The following is an 18,880-nucleotide window of genomic DNA, read 5'->3' as shown; positions in this document are numbered from 1 at the left end:
GGGTGGAGAAGAATTAATAACCAATACCCAATGCCCAATGCCCTATTTTGCCGTAGGTTTGAGAGCTAACAACATCTCTAATTGACTGGTGGATTTATCGGGGCTATTGGCGGTAAAACCAAGGCCACGAATAGAACTCAGAATAGTGACGGTATCGGCGTTAGATGATACAAAACTATTGAACAGGGGGACAGTTTTAGTTTTATCCATATCCAGGTAGAAATAGCCACCGTTAGGCTTTTGCAAAGAACCAGTAACGGCTTTGAAGGCGTCGCTAGTATCAAGAGATGGATTTTTACGATCGCTAATTGCGTCAGCAATTGGGCCACCAAGAGCTACAAATACAGTATCTTGATCTAGCCAACCATGTGCCAATAAAGCTCCTTGTCGGGGAATTTGCCATTCTGTTACGTCTTTACCACCAATATTTCTGTTGGCGACGTTGATTTGTTGGGTTTTGGCAAGGGTATCCAATTTTGTCAAGGTGGCTTCGGCAGTTTTGCGATCGCTAGTATCAAATACTAAAGCACCGCCAAAACCAACACTCGCTAATACCCCTTGATTTGACGGAATCGCACCAAGGGCAAATTCCCCATTCATCCAGCCAAAAACATCCTTATCCAGGTCAATATTCACGAGTTTCAGTTGTCCTCGCGCTTGTTCCAGAGCTTGCTTCATTTCTGGATAATCTTTTGATTGTTCTACTAGCGTTTCCCAGCTACGGCTGATGCCATTACCGCTAATCAAAGCAAAGGTATCTGTCGGAAATTGCCCGACTATATTCCCAGGACTTGATTGATACTGAAATTTATTTAGTTGCGGATCTAAATTAGCGATCGCTTTTACCCGCACTCCGGCATCATCAACACCAATACCCGCTACCACAGATTTGATCTGCTTTAGTTGCGTCAAGGTTTGTGGGGGTAATTGCTTTGCCTGCGGATTTGCACCTACTAATTGCTGTACCATCCCGGCATAGTCTGGTACATAAATTTGGGCAAGGCTGTTTTTGACATCCACTCCTTTCAGAATGCTGCTAGCACCTTCTGTACTCGCGAAAGAAGACTGTCCTTTAAAGGTATCAATTGCTTTTTCTATAGCTTGCTTTTCGGGGGCTAATACCAGCTGACTATTATTTAAAACTACGCTATACGTCGGCTTGCCATTTTGGGTAGTTTCGACAATTTTTTGACCTTGATAGTCAGACTCCTGTAATTTCACCCCTTTTTGTGACTTCAATTTGTTAGCAAAATTCAATGCGCTGAGTTTGTCCTTGATTCCCACCACTATCAGGATATTCGGTTCCTGCTGTAAATTTGTTGGTACATTAGGTGCGCCAGAGGGCACGTTTAGCTGTACCGGTTTTACAGGATTTGGTGGCAGTACAGCAATCATCACACCACCAGCCCAAGGCTTGATGTCTTTTTCATAAGAAACATTACTGTCACTGAACATTTTCTTATTGAAATCTTCCAGACCTTTCGCCACTAATTTTTGTGCTTCTGGAGTGCCAAACTGCTGTAATTTAGCCCAAGCTTCAGGGTCAGTAGTAACATAAGTTGCCATCAATGCTGTTGAAGGTACTACCTTAGCACTGCCTATAGCGTCTGAACTACCTCCCGATGGGCCGCCTTTAAAATACGTATAAGCTACTATACTTCCTACTACAACTACAGCAGCACCAACAGCAGGAATGAGAAATTTTGATTTACTTTCAGGCATTTTATTATCCTCTTTTGCTCAGATTGTCACCGAGATTTATACAAGTGTCATTGTAGAGTTTTCGGATTTATTAATATTTTCCGCTCATTGATCGGTATTTACTGATAAAATTAGTAGTCCTATAAGTTAGCAGTCTAAGAATTACTCGCAAAAATAATTCAAAGGGATGATGAGCAAATCCGCAAATGATATGCTGTTCCTCTCAAACAAAATAGCCTGATTAGTAGCAACAAGCTATCCTAAGTTATAAGAATAATTAGGAGTATTTGTACTTAATGAGAATTTATCGAGGTGCAAGAGACTCTTGACTCAATGACAAAAAAACGCAGAACATCAGGAAAAATAAATGCGGTAGGGATATGAAAAAATTCCCAGGATCGGTAGCCGATCTTCGGAAGTTCGGGTGAGATTCATTTCAATCCCCCAATCCCCAAGGTGAATTCTCACCTCCATAATGCCCTATTGATTTGGGAAATACAGATACCGCTATTTAGCTTAACAACATCCAACCAAGCCAGACTTTTCAGGATTACAAGGTCAGTAAGGATCAATGTCGAAGTCTTATTTTGATACAGATAATAACGGACACAAACCTTTTGAGTTACCGGGAGCAAGACCACACTACAACCCCGATCGCCCCGGACAGGTAGAGCATATTTTTCTCGATCTCAGTTTGGATATTCCTAAGCAAAGCTATCAGGGCAGTTGTAGCATTCGCCTCTTACCAATCCGTAATGGCATTGATCGTTTAACTTTGGATGCTGTCAACCTGAATATCGAGTCTGTGCAGGTGGACGATGTGCCACAAAATTTTGACTATGACGAGGAACAGCTTTCTATCAAGCTTTCTGAGGCGACCCAGGTTGGTAAACGCTTGCTGATTGCGATCGCTTACTCCGTGGCAAAACCGCAACGCGGTATTTACTTTATCCAACCAGACAAGCACTACCCAAACAAGCCTACTCAAGTTTGGACTCAGGGAGAAGACGAAGACTCTCGCTTTTGGTTCCCCTGTTTTGACTATCCAGGACAACTGTCTACTTCGGAAATTCGCGTCCGCGTTCCCAACCCTCTCGTGGCGATTTCAAACGGCGAATTAATTGACACCACAGAAGATGGTGATTACAAAATCTATCATTGGTCACAGCAACAAGTTCATCCTACCTACTTGATGACTTTAGCTGTAGGTGATTTTGCTGAAATTCGGGATGAGTGGAAGGGTAAACCAGTGACCTACTATGTAGAAAAGGGACGGGAGGGAGATGCTAAACGCAGCATGGAAAAAACTCCCCAGATGATCGAATTTTTGAGTCAAAAGTATGGTTATCCATACCCTTTCCCGAAATACGCCCAAGTTTGCGTTGATGACTTCATCTTTGGCGGCATGGAAAACACCTCCACAACCCTGTTAACAGATAGATGTTTGCTGGATGAACGCGCCGCCTTAGATAACCGCAACACCGAAGCTTTAGTCGTCCACGAACTCGCGCACCAGTGGTTTGGTGATTTGGTAGTGATTAAGCATTGGTCTCATGCTTGGATTAAAGAAGGGATGGCTTCTTATTCTGAGGTGATGTGGACAGAACAGGAATATAGTCTCCCAGAAGCAGCTTACTATCGTTTATTGGAAGCTCGTCGTTACTTAAGTGAAGATAGCAGCCGTTATCGCCGTCCAATGGTAACGCACGTTTATCGAGAAGCTATTGAACTTTACGATCGCCACATCTATGAAAAAGGGTCTTGTGTTTATCACATGATTCGGGCCCAATTGGGAGATGAATTATTTTGGCAGGCAATTCAAACATTTGTCCAAGATAATGCCCACAAAACCGTAGAGACAATAGACTTGCTCAGAGCGATTGAAAAAGCTACCGGACGTAATCTTTTGTTCCTCTTTGACCAATATGTTTATCGTGGTGGTCATCCCGATTTTAAAGTAGCTTACTCTTGGGATGGGGATGCCAATTTGGCAAAAATAACAGTGACTCAAACCCAAGCTGCTGAAGGTAAAAATGGCAGTAAGGATTTGTTTGATTTAAAAATACCTATTGGTTTTGGCTATGTACAGCAAGATTCATCTACCAAAGCCAACACGTCATTTTCAGCACTGACTACTTTTGCTGTGCGCGTGAATGAACGCGAACAAAGCTTCTATTTTCCCCTAGAAAATAAGCCCAAATTTATCAGCTTTGATGTTGGAAATAATTACCTGAAAACAGTAGCTTTAGAATATCCAATCGCGGAGTTAAAAGCACAGTTAGAATTTGATCCCGACCCAATTTCGCGTATTTATGCAGCAACAGCTTTGGCGAAAAAAGGCGGCTTGGAAGCAATCATTGCATTGTCTAAGTCGCTAAAAAATGACCCATTGTGGGGTGTGCGTGTGGAAGTGGCGAAGCAACTAGTCAAAATCAATTTAGATCAAGCTTTTGATGGCTTAGTCGCTGGATTAAAAGATAAAAATGCTCACGTGCGACGAGCTGTAGTAGAAGCACTTAATCAAATCAAAACTGCTGAAAGCTATAAACTTTTGAGAGGAATCTTGCAAAAGGGCGATCCTAGCTATTACGTAGAAGCTGCTGTTTCTCGTGTAATTGGGGCGATTGCATCGGCAAACTTGGAAGACAAACCCAAGGAAGACAAGGTATTAAAGCTGCTGAAATCAGTTTTAGAAGAAAAAGCAGGTTGGAATGAAGTTGTGCGGAGTGGGGCGATCGCTGGTTTAGCTGAATTCAAAAACTCAGAAGCAGCTTTAAATCTGCTCATCGAATATACCAAACTCGGTGTACCACAACCCCTACGTTTAGCGACAATTCGCGCTTTGGGAAAGATTTCTGTAGGTCAAAGTCCGGCTAATTTGGAACGTATTTTAGAAAAATTAACAGAACTAGCCAAAGAAACCTTCTTTTTAACCCAAATAGCCGTAGCCGCAGCATTAGGACAAATGGAAACACCCAAAGCAGTGGGTATTTTGCGATCGCTAGCTGAACAAACAGCTGATGGGCGTGTACGTCGTTCTGCTGAAGAAGAAATTTCCAAGGTGCAAAAGAATATTGGTTCAGAAAAAACCCTGCGTCAATTGCGTGAAGATTTTGACCAACTCAAACAACAAAACCAGGAATTAAGAAGCCGTTTAGAAAACTTGGAGGCCAAATCTAAATAGCACTACATGATAATTAAAAGTAGCTAATTGGTAATTGGTAATTGGGGCAAAACCACTACCAATTACTAAATTTTTAGTTAACGTTGTAATTTTTATTGTGGACACACTGAATATTGTATTTTCCACTTAAATTGCAGGGTATAAATAAATATAATGCCAAGATCCCCGACTTCTCACAGAAGTCGGGGATCTTATATTGTAAGCGGTTACTGAGTTCTCATCTCTTCCTTCAATTTGCATACGTATGCAAATATTTATATTTATATAAAGGATAGTTAAGAAAAGATAAAATCGTCTAGAACCTGGATAATTAGTTGTAGTTTTATAAAGTATAATTAAGAAAAAGATAAACAAATCTAGGCAGTATATAGATACTAAAATCGCCTCGAACACTATCCCCAAAAGATAGAGTTCTAGTTGTTTTAGATAAAAGACTACCGCTATTCTGAACTTGCAACTAACTTGTGGGTCAAGAAAAAAACAATCATTGTAAATTTTTCAGTTGAAGAGGCAAAAAAAGGCGTGGGTCAGTATCAACCTACTCAGCTAAAACTCTATAATCCAGATGCGATCGCTCGCTACTATAGTTACCGCCCCTGGTTAGCCTGGGGGCGACTGCTGAGAATTATCTCCTCTTTTGCAGGATTTATATTCAATCTGAAGTGGGACGAATGGCAAGATCGAGTTGAGCAGAACAAGGGTAAACGAGCTATCCAGTTGCGAGAACTGCTCACCAACCTCGGCCCGACTTTTATTAAAGTTGGTCAAGCCCTCTCCACTAGACCAGACCTCATACGCAAAGATTTCTTAGAAGAACTGATCAAGTTACAAGATCAGTTACCACCTTTCGCTAATGCGATCGCTTACCAGATAATTGAAACTGAACTAGACCGCCCCATTCACGAAAGCTTTAGCGAACTCTCACCTAACCCAGTCGCGGCTGCTAGCTTAGGTCAAGTATACCGGGGTCGTCTAGTTAGCGGCGAAGAAGTCGCGGTAAAGGTGCAACGCCCCAACTTACACCCAGTAATCACACGCGATCTATATCTGATGCGTTGGGCAGCAAGTTGGCTAGCTCCTTGGTTGCCTTTAAATCTCGGTCATGACCTGACTTTAATTGTGGACGAGTTTGGCATAAAGTTATTTGAAGAAATTGACTATATTAATGAAGGCCGCAACGCCGAGAAATTTGCCAGCAACTTCCGCAACGACCTGCAAGTAAAAGTTCCAGGCATTTACTGGCGTTACACCAGTACCCACGTTTTAACCTTGGAATGGATTGATGGCTTTAAGCTGACGGATACTCAACACATCCGCGAAATAGGTTTAGACCCAGAAGCAATTATCCAAATTGGCGTTACCTCAGGATTGCAACAGCTTTTAGAATATGGCTTCTTTCATGCTGACCCTCATCCTGGCAATTTGTTTGCCGTGCCTGATGGTCGTATGGCTTACATTGACTTCGGTATGATGGATCAGTTGGAAGAAGGCACCAAAGAAACATTAGTCGATGCGCTAGTGCATTTGGTGAATAAAGACTACACCGACTTAGCCGAAGACTTTGTAAAATTAGGGTTTCTGACTCCAGACACGAATATTTGTCCGATAGTGCCAGCATTAGAAGCAGTGCTAGGAAATGCTATTGGTAAAAATGTCAAGGATTTTAACTTCAAAACTATTACCGATGAATTTTCGGAACTGATGTACGAATATCCTTTCCGAGTCCCGGCGAAGTTTGCTTTGATTATTCGTTCCCTGGTAACTCAAGAAGGTATTGCCCTGAGCCTCAACCCAGATTTCAAAATAGTGGAAGTGGGTTATCCCTACATAGCACGGCGGTTGCTGACAGGCGAATCAGCAGAATTACGGCGGCGGTTATTGAATGTGTTGTTCAAAGATGGTAAATTTCAGTGGCAGCGGTTAGAGAATTTAATTGCGATCGCACGTACCGATAACAACTTTGATGTATTGCCCACAGCCCAAATGGGGTTCCAATATTTAATGTCGGAAGAAGGCAAGTTTCTCCGGCAACAGCTGGTACTTGCTCTGACAGAAGATGACCGCCTCCACACCGAAGATGTCCAACGCCTGTGGAACTTGGTTAAAGATGACTTAAAACCAGATCGTTTATTAAATGTAGCGATCGGTATTTTAACAGAGTTATCCAGAGAGGGTGCCGCTGCTATCCTCCCAAAAGCTACATTACTTGGGTCTTTTGCTGAAAACCAGTCAACAGATAAAAACTAAAAATCTTTAATATAAATCAGGAGTTTTCATGTACTATTTCCCTGAGCAACCGCCTTATTTTCTCTTACTGGTTGGTTTTCTGACAGCATTAACATCTGGTTTAGCATTATCTGGCACTTTAAAAGTAATTGTGCATAAATGGCCAAGCCAGCGTACAGAAAATACTAAACCACGTTCCTCACTGAAACAACTGCTTGTACCATTTATCGGCATAACAGGCGGTACTTGTCTATTTCTCTCTTCAGGCTTAGAGATATTTGGCTTTCCCTCCTCTTTAGCTTTAGGAGTCGGTCTACCAATTAGTCTCTTTACTTGTTTATTAGTTTGGTTGCAGTTGGGAAGTATGATGACCTTTATAGAACGCGAAGGTATGCAATCTTTAGATTTAGATTCTTTTTCTTAGGATATCACGAACATGCTGACATTGGTGCTGCCAAAACAATCAAAGATAGAGGTTTGGAAATAGTACGTGGGGACTCTGCGAAACTAGTTGTGAATCACCAAAACGCCCAAAAGACATCACCACGCTCTATGAGCAAACGTGGTGAGTTTGGGAACCTGTGTAAACAGGATATTAAGATTGTAAAGTCTTAAGAATCTCCTCGCCTTCAGGCAGGAGAGTGTCAATTAGTAATTCTATCCTTTAAATTACGATAGTTAAGCTTAATATTATTGATTTTCTGATTGAAAAAACTTGTAGTAGTCTTTTTCAGACGTATTAGCGGACTCTGAGACCTAAAGCTTTTTGGTCTTTGCTCTGGCGATTTTAAATACCTATAATGCAAAAACACATCTCGATATGGAATATTAACATCTTCACCAGCGCAAAGTTGAGTAAAATTTGAGGAACTGATACTCATATAGTGTATATAAGTCAGCTGCCGTCCTTGGTCATAGAGGATATTATCTACCGCATCAAATTGAGAAGCCCAGTGATTACCAGTTGCCTGTTCGCAGTCATGAAAAGCAAAGTTATAATAGGAAATTCCACTTCTCAACACCATATAGTTAAATAAAGATTGGTCAGGCGCTAAAAAAGCCATGACATCAGCTTCACCCGCTGCTAATTTGTCAATTAAGTCGGCTCTGAACGCTGGAGAAAAAACATTTTTCTTAGTAGCAAACCAACCAGCACAAAAGACTTTAGATTGCAAGTTATCTGAGTTGAAAACTTGCTGCATAAGCTCTGGTGAACCATCAAAAATAAATTTTAAATCAGACTTATACTGAAAATCATTGACTACCCAATCGTAATTATCTAATTTTTCATATACATAATCTACGGGGCCCATTAACAAGGTATCTGCATCAAAATAAATAAATCTATCAAAGGGGCCATCCACAGCACAAAATTTGCGGTGCATTGGTAACTCATAGAGTTCCGGAAAGCCCCATTCTCGCCAAGTTTTTTGCGCTCTAGGATAATTTTTCCATATCTGAGTAGCAAAGTTATCCCAATAAGCGATGGAATCAGAATCTTCAAACAAAGTGATATTATCTCTAGATGCAATCTCTGCTTTTACCTTGTCTAAGCGATCGTTATATGGAAGTATACAAATAGGAATTTTCCTACCAGCATTAGCTTCTATACTGTTGAGCAACGCAATCAATTGGTCATAGACAACATCATTGGCTAAGATGTAAATGCCATCAATCATTGGGATACTCCTAAATATTAAGTGCGGGCAACAACAAAGGGAAATAAACGGCGAGTCAGTTTGGGAATGAAAGCGAATTTACCCTCATGGAGATAGCGATAGTGTTCCCACAATTGCCAATAGGGACTACCAGTTTTCATCCGTGTACCAGCCCAATGAAGATATTTTAATCGTTGTCCTCGGTCATAGAGGGCATATTCTCGCTGTTGGAAATTTTGCGAACCTGCCCAACTCCCAGGGCCTCCCCCAGGAATTTTGACGAGATTTCCACGCTTGGCAATTAGTTTGAGAACAAGATAATTTAAAATTGGTTGGTCTGTAACTCCTTCAGAAAAATCAAAATATTCGCGATGCGTTGCACATTCGCGCAAAGCTTCATCCATCTGTTGTTCGGTAATAATTCCTTTTCTCGAAGCCCAAAAACCGCTGTTGAAAACATCTTGAAGTTGAGCATCGGAAAAAATTTGCTGCTCTTTGACAAATGCGGAAAAGATATTTCGCAGCTTTTCATTAGCATGATGGTAATCACAACAGAAGAAATCAACTTCTGAAAGTTTGTCTAAATTGTCGGCGATTTTTTCAAAAACGACAATATCCGTATCAATATAAATAAATTCATCTAAAGGCCCAAACCACGTTACCAATTTACGCATTTTGTTGGGTAAGGCAAGGAAATCGCGATCAAAAATTTCTCCGATGCGTTTGGTAAATGTATCAATAAGTTCTAAATCTGGAAAAATTTGGACGTTGTGTAAGGTGGCAAGCTGTTCTGCTACCTTGTGATAATTGTCATTAAAAGGTATAAGATAAACGGGAACTTCTCGATCATAGTAACGAATGCTATTAAGTAAAGCAATAGCATTATCGATAACCCGATCATTGGCAACTATATAAATACCCCTACTCATAAATTATCCTTGGTTAATTAACTTAAGTTTTTGCAAAGCTTTTGTAAGTAAGTTTGGTATTGGAGCGTCATTAGAAATCTTCGGAGGATTTTTAAAGACTGGACGTTTCTCTGGCTCGTGTAGATAACGATAGTAGAGAAATAAATCTCGATAGGGAAACTCAATATTTTCTCCAGCACAGACTGCTTGATTGATATTAGGAGGAATACCAATATAATGGAGATAAGTTAGTCGATTGCCTTTGTCATAAAGAATTTTATCTTTTTCTTCAAAATGTACAGAAGTAACAGAGTTGCCTGTAACCTTATCGTCTGGTAAATGATGAGCAAAGTTATAAATTGGTATACCAGACCTCATAAACATATAGTTTATAACTGGTTGATCTCCTGTTGGATAGAGTATTTCTCTTTCATTTGCTCTCAAAAAAGATAATAGGGTTTCTAATTTATTTTGTTCAAACAGTCCTTTTTTAGAAGCGTAAAACCCTGAACAAAATATTTCTTTTTTGATGCGATTTTCATCAAAAACTTGTAGTAGTTTCGCTGACTGAATATTATAAACTTTATCTGGATGTTTAAACTGGAAATCGTAGACAACACAGTTATATTCATCTAATTTCTGAAAAATCAAATCTAGTGAATTCATCACTAAAGTATCGGCATCCAAATAAACAAACCGATCGAAGGGCCCATCAAAGGCACAAAATCGCCGATGACCACCATAAATTCGATATTTCTTTTTGTTCATACTAGCAGGACTAGCCTCTAGCATAAATTGATCCCAGCGATTGATTGATTCTTGATTATCGTAAAGAAATACATTAGGGCGTTTAGCAATTTCGGCAGCAATCCGTTGTGTCTGATCGTCAAAAGGATAGATACAAACAGGAATTTCTGACCCTAAGATAACATCAATACTGTTTAGCAAAGCCACCAGTTGATCGAAAACATAATCATTGCCAAGGGTACAAATACCATTCATAATTTATGAGTGTTGATCGACAAAGTTTGACAACCAGTTAAGCAGGTTTAATTTGTGTAAGATAATTTGACGTGCTTCTGCGATCGCATCTTTGGCAGCATACCAAGCATCAGGTGTAGCTGTCACTTCTTTGATATAAGCAATGCCTTTTTCATCTAAACTGGGCAATCTTAAAAAACTACCCGGTGGCAATAATTTATCAGCTGCCGGGCCACCATAATAAATTGGCAGACACCAAGCAAGCAAACTATCCCAAAGTTTCTCACTTACATACCAATTATTATTAGCATAGTTTTCAATTGCCAGATTGTAATAGTATGGTGCCATGCCATACCACTTATTACCTAATTCTCCCAACTTTTCAACCCATTCTGGCAAGTTACGCCCATATAAATCAAATTTAATATCACTAGATTGTAGGGACTGCAAAAAGTCTAAACGCTGGCGATGATTTGCTGTGCGATTAATACCCGAAGTAATCCAACTACATGGAGAAACTTTTTCAGGACATGGCATTTCATTTAAATCTTGAAATGAATTTGAGTGATACCAAATAGCAGGCATATAATCGGGATTAGGAGCAAAATCATCAGGGCCAGAAACGTATCCGCAATATTTTTGTGCTTGTTGATAATTACGATTATTTATTTCGACAATTTCATCTAAAGGCGGTTCTCTGAGTAAATAAATAATCCGCTCTTTGTTAACACCACGCAGTAGAGATTCAACATCTACTACTGGTTTTTGCTGCCGTTTGCGAAAACGATCTAACCAAGATATTTGTGGTGATGCTTGAGGAAAATCAAATTGATATGTCACCAGAAAATCTGGTTTTGCTGCTAGTGTCTGCATTTGGATATTGCCCCAAACTCCAAATGGATTTGGGGTCTGTTGCCACAGCCAATCGCCTCTGGATTCTAAACCTCGATAGCTGCTAATCATACCTACAGTTGCAATAGTCATTTTAGTTATTAGTTATTTAGTTATTAGTCATTTTATTTAATCTCCTCAATTTTTCCTTACACAATAAGTTGGGGAAGCAGAGATTCATCAACATAACTAAGGATTTTTGCTGCTCGATTTTCCCAAGAAAACTGCTTGACAAATTCGATACTATTTGTATAGCCTTCTATCTTTCTGGGATGAGTTTCTAAAACCCGCTTCAGACTTTCGGTAAATTTGCTGGGGTTATCTGGTTCACACCAAGCAGCGATGGCTTGGGTATCTTGAAACTCAACTAATGATGGAATCTCCGTCGAGACAATGGGGGTTCCGGAGGCGAAGTAGTCAAACAGCTTTAAAGGAGATGTAAAACTTGCCGCTTTTCCCGAACAATGGGGGTGAGCTAAAACATCAGCTGCTTGTAGCAAAGATGCTAACTCATGATGCAAAACATATCCCAAAAATTTAAGATTATTAACCTGCTTTTCTTTTACCAATTGCTGATAATATTCAACTTCTGTTGGCTTACCACCTGCACAGGCAAATTGCACATTAGGCATTTCGTTAGCTACATCAATTAGTACATCAATACCTTTAAATTGCTGTAGCGCTCCAGCATAAACTACCAATTTTTGGCTTTCATCTTGCAATAGTTTTTGACGCCATTCTGCTGCTTTTTCTGGTTGTCTCTCCATAAATAAGCGATTAAAACCATTGTGGAGCTTAATCACTTTTTCTGGTGGCATCCCATTTTTAATCATGCTTTCGCGGATGGTTTCGACAACGGTGACAGCAATTTGCAACAGCGGATTTGTGACAATTTCTGGCTCAAATGCCTTGTCTTCGTGGTGGTGATGTTCGTAAATTGCAGGAATGCCATTTTTGATAGCAGCTTTGACAAAATTCCAGTTGCGACTGTGGACAAGTTTGGTAGTCGGAAGTATGTGAAATGGTAAATAATATTTGCTGGCAATGGTGTTAGATTCAGTAAATTTGCTCCGAAAATGGTCAATGGGCCAAGGCATCGGTAAGGGAGCAACTTTTAATTTGTCATGGAGGTTGTAATACTTAATAAGTTCTGTGGGTGTTTGTCTTGGTTGAAAAGGACGAACTAGATTAACTGGGTTAATTGCTTTTGCTCCTTTGTCAAAGTACACCAAAACTGTTGAGTATCCCAAATTGGCGGCGGCGTTAGCTGCATTTGTAGACTGCACTAGATGAGCCTCTGGCTGCGGCAACTCTTCACCGATGAAAAAAATATAGTGCTTTTTAAAATTAGGATTTTTCAGATTTTTAGACATTAATACTATCCTCAAACTTTCCTAAATCATCGAGCAGATATACAGCAGATTCATAACTTTCAGTAATTAATCCATTTTGTTCTTCTGTGGTGTATGTCAAATTATCAGCTAGAGAGCGGAGAGAGCTAAGTATGAGGTTAAGAGGAGTCCGAAACTCAACGGAGATTTGATTAAAAATTTGATAATGCTTACTGATAACATTTTGATTTTGGTCAGAGATTGAGATCATTTGCCCACGAATTTGCAAGTTAATGACATCCTCAAAAACATCAATGGTATTGAGAATTCTTAAGGCTGATTTATAAGAGTCTTCAATTAATTCGTGCCGTTCTTGAGAATCGTCTACTAAATCATCAAGTAATAAACGTAGGAACCCAATCATCGAGTTCATCTGCGTCCGAATTTCGTGAGAGATCCGGAGCAAGCTTTGATTGTGTTTGGCAGCAGTTTCAGGACGTTCTGCAAATTGCATTGAGTACAAACGCGAGTAGTAGCCACCCTTTTGCAAAAGTTCTTCATGGGTTCCGATTTCTACTACTTGTCCTTGATCTAATACGGCTATTTGATTGGCTTTTCGGACTGTGGAAAGGCGGTGAGCAATTACTAGGGTGGTGCGATCGCGACTCAAATCATCGAGTGCAGCCTGTACTAAGCGTTCGGAAACCGTATCTAAAGCGCTGGTGGCTTCATCTAAAATTAGAATTTCGGGATTTTGGAGGAGGGCGCGGGCGATCGCTAATCTTTGCCTTTGTCCACCAGATAACATGACGCCGCGATCGCCAATTAAGGTTTCAAATTCCTGAGGCAATTTGCTAATAAACTCATAAGCATTGGCCCGCTTGGCTGCTGTCAGAATTTCATCATCAGTAGCCTCTGCTCGCCCATAAGCGATGTTATTTCGCACCGAGTCATTAAAAAGAAAGGTATCTTGACTGACAATTCCCATCCGCTTTCGCAGAGATACAAGATCGAACTCCCGCAAATCAATGCCGTCAATGCTAATACTGCCAGCGATCGGATCGTAGAATCTGGGCAAAAGGTCCGCCAAAGTCGATTTACCAGCACCAGAACCACCTACCAATGCTAAGGTCGTGCCATGCGGTAAATATAAATTCACATCTTTGAGTACCAACTTCTCATGACCAGGGTAGGCAAAGCAAAGAGAATTAAAAGACACCCCCTCTTTTAATTTTGTATAGGGAAGCTTACCTTTGCCCATGAACGGCTTATCGTGCAGGCTTAAAAACTCATTGGCAGCATCCACACTGGCAGAGGTACTGGCAAAGTTGCTGCGAATCGTATTTAACTGAGAAATCAATGGCAGTACTCGCAGCAGTACTAATAAATATGTCAGAAGTACAGTAGAAAGAGAAGAAACTTGGTTAGCAAAGAAGGTTTTACTTAAAATTACAATCAGGAGTATAGCTGTAATACCCATCACCTCACTCACAGGTGTAATCGCTTCCGAATTAACCTGAGATTGAAAATCTGCTAATTCGCGATCGCGAATTAATTTTTTAATCCGTTGATATTCTTTTTCTTCATTTCCCGTTGCTTTTACCAGTCGAATTCCGTTCAGGGTTTCTAGTATAGAGATTGAGTATGCTCTAGACATCTCACTCAGCTGCTTCCCAAAATTTTTAGACCGAGAAATCGAATACTGATTTATTAACGTCACTAACGATAGCAAAAGCGTCGCAGCAATTGTCAACTGCCAAGATATTGACAGCAATAAACCGACAAAAACTAAAATTGTGATTCCCAAAATAACTATCTTGACCGTACTACTTATAGCACCAGCAGCTCGGCCAACTTCTCCACCAAGACGGTTGATTAAATCACCAACCTTTGTCTTGGCATAATAATCAATATCAACGTCTAGTAATATCTTTAAGCCATCTTCGCGCATGTCTGATGTCAGCTTTCGGCTTAAAGAACTCGATGCTAAGGAACTGGCATAATTAGCTAAGTTCTTTAAAATAATTGTGAAGATAATCGCTCCAGCCATGACTCCTACTCGGTAAGTCTCTGGAGTATTATCAAAGGGAGACATAATCTTTTTTAGAATGGGGGGAGCCGTACTTAAATCTATTTGTTGCCCCACAATTTTTAAAACCACTGGCACAATTAAAGCTGTGCTGATCCCATTAAATAAAGCTCCAGAAAATCCTAACAATATTGTTAGCAAAATCAACCCTGGATATGGTTTAGCGAATCTTAGTAGTAGTTTTCTAGTAGACATTGGATATTTTTATGACACTTTTACTTATTAATATTATTCACAAAATTACTTGCCAAATAAAGCTAATCATCAAATAAATACAGGACTGGGTACTGGGGATTGGGAAAGAAAATATGATTAAGATTTGGTTGGGTTCCCAATCCCGAATCAAGATTCACAACCGAGAAATTACTAACTTGAGCGTGGAAGCCATAGCTTCTATGCTATAATATGCCACACATCTTTCTCTTGCCTTGATACCTTGCTGGTTTGCTGACTCTAAATCCTGAAAAATCAATTGAATTTGTTCAGCAAGCTGTTCAGGAGAAGCAGGTTCGACTAAATAACCAGTATCACCTAAAATTTTGGGAATATCTCCAACGCGCGTTGATAATACAGGTTTAGCCATTGCCATTCCATCTGTCAACTTCAGGGGAAATTGAGCGCGAGTTTCTGGGGTGTTTCGCTGGGGAATGACTACAATATGAGCTGCTGCTACTAAATCAGGCATAACATCAGCTGGATACTTTGGTAATTTGATAATCCAGCGTCCCCACTTTTGTTGGAGTTGGCGATCGTAATCATCATAAGGACTACCACCTACAATCACTAGTCTTAAGTCTGGTTGATTAATTTTATCCAGCGCCATGAGAACATCTTCTAGACCTTTGTAGGGTCTTGGCGCACCAGGAAACATTAAAATACGATATTCAGATAAACCATAACGATTTCTGCTGGACTCAGCATCATATCGAGTGGGATCGAATAAAGAAATATCTTTACCATTAGGAACAAATGTACCGCCAAAACGCTGCTGCAAAAATTCAGTATGCACCGTCACAGCATCAGCATGACTTACTAAACCTTCCATCCATTTCACATACAAAGGATGATAAGGATTCCTGAGTGCGCCGTCTGGTTTCAATAATTCTCTAGCTAATTGTTGAGGTGTAAGACTATAATGCCAGTCATCACCACCATACCAACTGAGTTCCCAATCATCTATGTCTAAAATTAACGGTTTTTTGCTAAATATTTTGTTTAGTAGAGCTACTCCAAAACTCGCTATTTGCGGTTTGATAGCGTAAATTATATCTCCATTAATCTTTGGTAAAAATTTACTAATCTCTCCAAAAAACTCTGGGAAATTTTTGCCCGGTAAATTATAAACTTTTAATTCTGATGGTAAATTTCGATATAAGTTATTTCCAAATAAAAACCCCATGATTTCAACTTCATATTCTAAACTTCTGAGGGCTGTTGCTATCAAGTATGCACGCAAAATAGCTGCGCTTGATAAATCTGAAACTAACAGCGATATCTTGGAAAAATTTTTCACGATTTTTAGACTTATTTTTATTTAGTACGCCAAGGATTTGTAACTTGATTCGGTAAAAATACTTGAGCAAATCTGTCAAAAACCCTTGTGTATAAGGAACGAGTAATGTTTTTAGCATACTGGGGTCGATAAGGATAGGTACAGTGAAGAACTTTAATTTTATCTTGAATATCATAATCCTCTTCCCACTTACTGAGATAATTATAGGTGGGTGGTAGGATTTTTTTATGAGGTTGTACAGATGCGATCGCAGATGCAAAAGCCCCTTGATCTTTTAGAAGTAATCTATCTTGGTTATTTTTGACAATCTCAAAATAACGTTGAAATTCTTCAAAGAATATCTTGGTTACTTCTGTTTTCCGAAAAGCCATAAATCCGCCATTGTACTGGATACTATCTGCTTGTAATGGCAAACCTACAGATTGCAAAATTGGCAAAACATTTGGTAAAAGGTCATCTTGCTTTCCACGCAGTAAATTTGTAGCTTTCAGAATAGAAGGTTGCACATCTTCAGTTAACAGAAAATCATATTCATCCAAATACTCAAATACGTCGTTGATATCGGAAAGTAAGCAAATATCTGAATCCAGGTAAATCGTTTTATCAAACTCTGAGGCTGCATATAAAGCCAGTTTAGCTTGCCTTGATGCTAAAACAGTATTTTCATTTGTAGGCGCTGGCTTTAAAATTACATTTTTAAAAGCCTTTAATAACGGATAAAGAACTACCGGTACTTGGTCAATTAAAATAATTATTGGCTCTTGATGGAACTTTCTAATTGCCGCTAAAAAATGAATACAATCTTGAAAAGAGTAAAGTCCGGTTAAAATGGTAATAAATCCTCTTGTAGAATTCATAAAATATCTCAGATAAAGAGTTAATCTAAAAGCTTTTGCACTTTTAAAGAAAATTTTTCCCAACTTAAATCTTCAACGGTTTTACTGATATCAGTTTGAATATCAAATGCTTGCTCAATTAAGTCGCATACTACTTGATATGGACTATCAGTATCAAATAAAAAGCCATTTTGCCCATGATTGATAATATCAGGAGCAAACCCTGTTTTACTCGCTACTGGCACAATATTACACATCATCGCCTCAATTAAAGGTATTGGGCCACCTTCTAATTTTGACGCTGAAACAAAAACATCCATCTGAGCATAATACTTCGGATAATCCGCATAGGCAGCTTGAATGTAAGATAGGTTTGGTAAAGCAAGTAGTTCTTCAAATATTTCGTATTGATCCCAATTTCTTCCTAGGAGAATAAACTTTCTATGGGGCATTAATTTGATGATATTGAATATCATCTCTGGAGATTTTCTGAGATAGTAGGCTGTACAAAAGCCAATAGTGCCATTTGAGCGTTGATGGGGTTGAAAAATCTTAGGATCGGCACCACCTAAAATAAAAGTCGTTTGTTTTCTATTTACTCCTTGACTATTAATCAATTCTGCAAATTGGGAACAAGTACATATAACTTTAGTAGTTTGATTGAGTGTATAAATAAGTTCTTCATTACTTCTACCAATATCTTTCGGATGGGTATACCAAACGAGTAACTTGCTTTGCCAAAGAATTGGATTTTGCTTCAAAGCTATGGGTAGAAAAGAGTAGTGAGCAAAAAAGTATGCTTTAGCTTGAGGGAGATCGGCCAGAGAATAGGCAAAAAAGTAATCACCGGGAAAATATCTAGCAATTTCTCGGCATATACCTTCGAGTATCCAGCCTTTAGCATCGTTAATTACAAAAACTAGATCGTACAGTTTAGCTGGCGAACTATCTCCTAATAACTTGCTAATGTTTGATTTAGTTCTCTCAAAAATATATGGATATTTATAGCTTTCTATTCGACCTATAGTTAAAATTTTAAAGAATATTTTTTTAATTAACGCCCGATCTAAAAAATGCATTTTTAATAATCCATTTTATTAAAATTATGAATCTAATCTTAAGTGATTTGTATTTTTAAAATCAAAAAAGAATACAATAAATGTAACTTTTTATTTGCGGTTATTACCAGAGAAATTTCACTGATAAATTCAGATTTATTTTACTTTTGTTAAGTGTATTTACTGGAGAGTTATAGTAGTATATTGTCGGGTTCAATATAGCAATAGGATTTGATTTTTTAACTCATTTGCATGGCGCGCGTTGGCGTTGGCAAAGCCTCTCGTAGAGAAGCGCAAGCGCAGGGAGTAGGGATATAGAGAATCGGCCTTTTTAATCTGTACGGAGTTTTTTCACGCAATTAAATAGGAGTCCTACGGTAGATTACAGTTATACTGAACCAAGTATAAATACTTGATATAGCTTGTGCAAGTAGCCTTATTACTTGATAAGTCTTAAGATTATAAGGAATATGCCGAAAATCCTTGAGGAACAGGCGCATAGCG

At 39.2% G+C, this 18,880-nt stretch carries 13 protein-coding genes; 3 read left to right on the top strand and 10 right to left on the bottom strand.

Translation table 11 applies throughout. From position 1 onward, the window contains the following. Positions 1-42 precede the first annotated feature (42 nt). A complete protein-coding gene (locus V7K67_RS22085) occupies positions 43-1,722 on the bottom strand; it encodes a DUF3352 domain-containing protein (protein ID WP_335168416.1) in 1,680 nt (559 codons plus the stop codon). A gap of 550 nt (positions 1,723-2,272) precedes the next feature. Here V7K67_RS22085 and V7K67_RS22080 point away from each other — a divergent pair. The 3 genes from V7K67_RS22080 to V7K67_RS22070 all read left to right on the top strand — a co-directional run bounded on the left by V7K67_RS22080 (position 2,273) and on the right by V7K67_RS22070 (position 7,535). Further along, entirely contained in the window at positions 2,273-4,885 is a 2,613-nt protein-coding gene (locus V7K67_RS22080) for a M1 family metallopeptidase (RefSeq protein WP_335168414.1), read from the top strand. A 522-nt stretch (positions 4,886-5,407) separates the two neighbouring features. Then, positions 5,408-7,132, top strand: coding sequence for an ABC1 kinase family protein (locus V7K67_RS22075; protein WP_334732893.1), 1,725 nt, complete (start codon positions 5,408-5,410; stop codon positions 7,130-7,132). A gap of 28 nt (positions 7,133-7,160) precedes the next feature. Beyond that, a complete protein-coding gene (locus tag V7K67_RS22070) occupies positions 7,161-7,535 on the top strand; it encodes a hypothetical protein (RefSeq protein ID WP_334709510.1) in 375 nt (124 codons plus the stop codon). Positions 7,536-7,755: 220 nt separating this feature from the next. Here the strand turns inward: V7K67_RS22070 and V7K67_RS22065 are convergent, their stop codons facing one another. The 9 genes from V7K67_RS22065 to V7K67_RS22025 all read right to left on the bottom strand — a co-directional run bounded on the left by V7K67_RS22065 (position 7,756) and on the right by V7K67_RS22025 (position 18,397). After that, complete coding sequence (locus V7K67_RS22065) at positions 7,756-8,790, bottom strand: Npun_R2821/Npun_R2822 family protein (protein ID WP_335168412.1); 1,035 nt, start codon at positions 8,788-8,790, stop codon at positions 7,756-7,758. 17 nt (positions 8,791-8,807) lie between these two features. Continuing rightward, positions 8,808-9,698 (bottom strand): Npun_R2821/Npun_R2822 family protein, encoded by an 891-nt coding sequence (locus V7K67_RS22060; RefSeq protein ID WP_335168410.1) that lies wholly within the window; start codon positions 9,696-9,698, stop codon positions 8,808-8,810. 3 nt (positions 9,699-9,701) lie between these two features. Next, positions 9,702-10,679 (bottom strand): Npun_R2821/Npun_R2822 family protein, encoded by a 978-nt coding sequence (locus tag V7K67_RS22055; protein WP_335168408.1) that lies wholly within the window; start codon positions 10,677-10,679, stop codon positions 9,702-9,704. 3 nt (positions 10,680-10,682) lie between these two features. Further along, positions 10,683-11,642, bottom strand: a complete 960-nt coding sequence (locus V7K67_RS22050) for a glycosyltransferase family 10 domain-containing protein (protein WP_335168406.1) — start codon at positions 11,640-11,642, stop codon at positions 10,683-10,685. A gap of 56 nt (positions 11,643-11,698) precedes the next feature. Continuing rightward, positions 11,699-12,922, bottom strand: coding sequence for a glycosyltransferase (locus V7K67_RS22045; protein WP_335168404.1), 1,224 nt, complete (start codon positions 12,920-12,922; stop codon positions 11,699-11,701). Beyond that, positions 12,915-15,164, bottom strand: a complete 2,250-nt coding sequence (locus tag V7K67_RS22040; protein WP_335168402.1) for an ABC transporter ATP-binding protein — start codon at positions 15,162-15,164, stop codon at positions 12,915-12,917. Before V7K67_RS22040 ends, V7K67_RS22045 begins: the two co-directional genes overlap by 8 nt. 154 nt (positions 15,165-15,318) lie before the next feature. Next, the gene (locus V7K67_RS22035; RefSeq protein ID WP_334732886.1) at positions 15,319-16,482 is read right to left on the bottom strand and encodes a glycosyltransferase family 4 protein; all 1,164 of its coding nucleotides are present in this window, start codon (positions 16,480-16,482) and stop codon (positions 15,319-15,321) included. Between the two features lie 17 nt (positions 16,483-16,499). Next, a complete protein-coding gene (locus tag V7K67_RS22030) occupies positions 16,500-17,339 on the bottom strand; it encodes a hypothetical protein (RefSeq protein WP_335168400.1) in 840 nt (279 codons plus the stop codon). Between the two features lie 20 nt (positions 17,340-17,359). Then, positions 17,360-18,397: a glycosyltransferase family 4 protein gene (locus tag V7K67_RS22025; RefSeq protein ID WP_335168398.1), complete on the bottom strand. Its 1,038-nt coding sequence runs from the start codon at positions 18,395-18,397 to the stop codon at positions 17,360-17,362. Positions 18,398-18,880: the final 483 nt, after the last annotated feature.

The organism is Nostoc sp. (assembly GCF_036917155.1).
Classification (GTDB): Bacteria; Cyanobacteriota; Cyanobacteriia; order Cyanobacteriales; family Nostocaceae; genus Nostoc.
The sequence above is the reverse complement of the archived record's forward strand: the minus strand, read 5'-3'. Positions and strand labels throughout refer to the sequence as shown.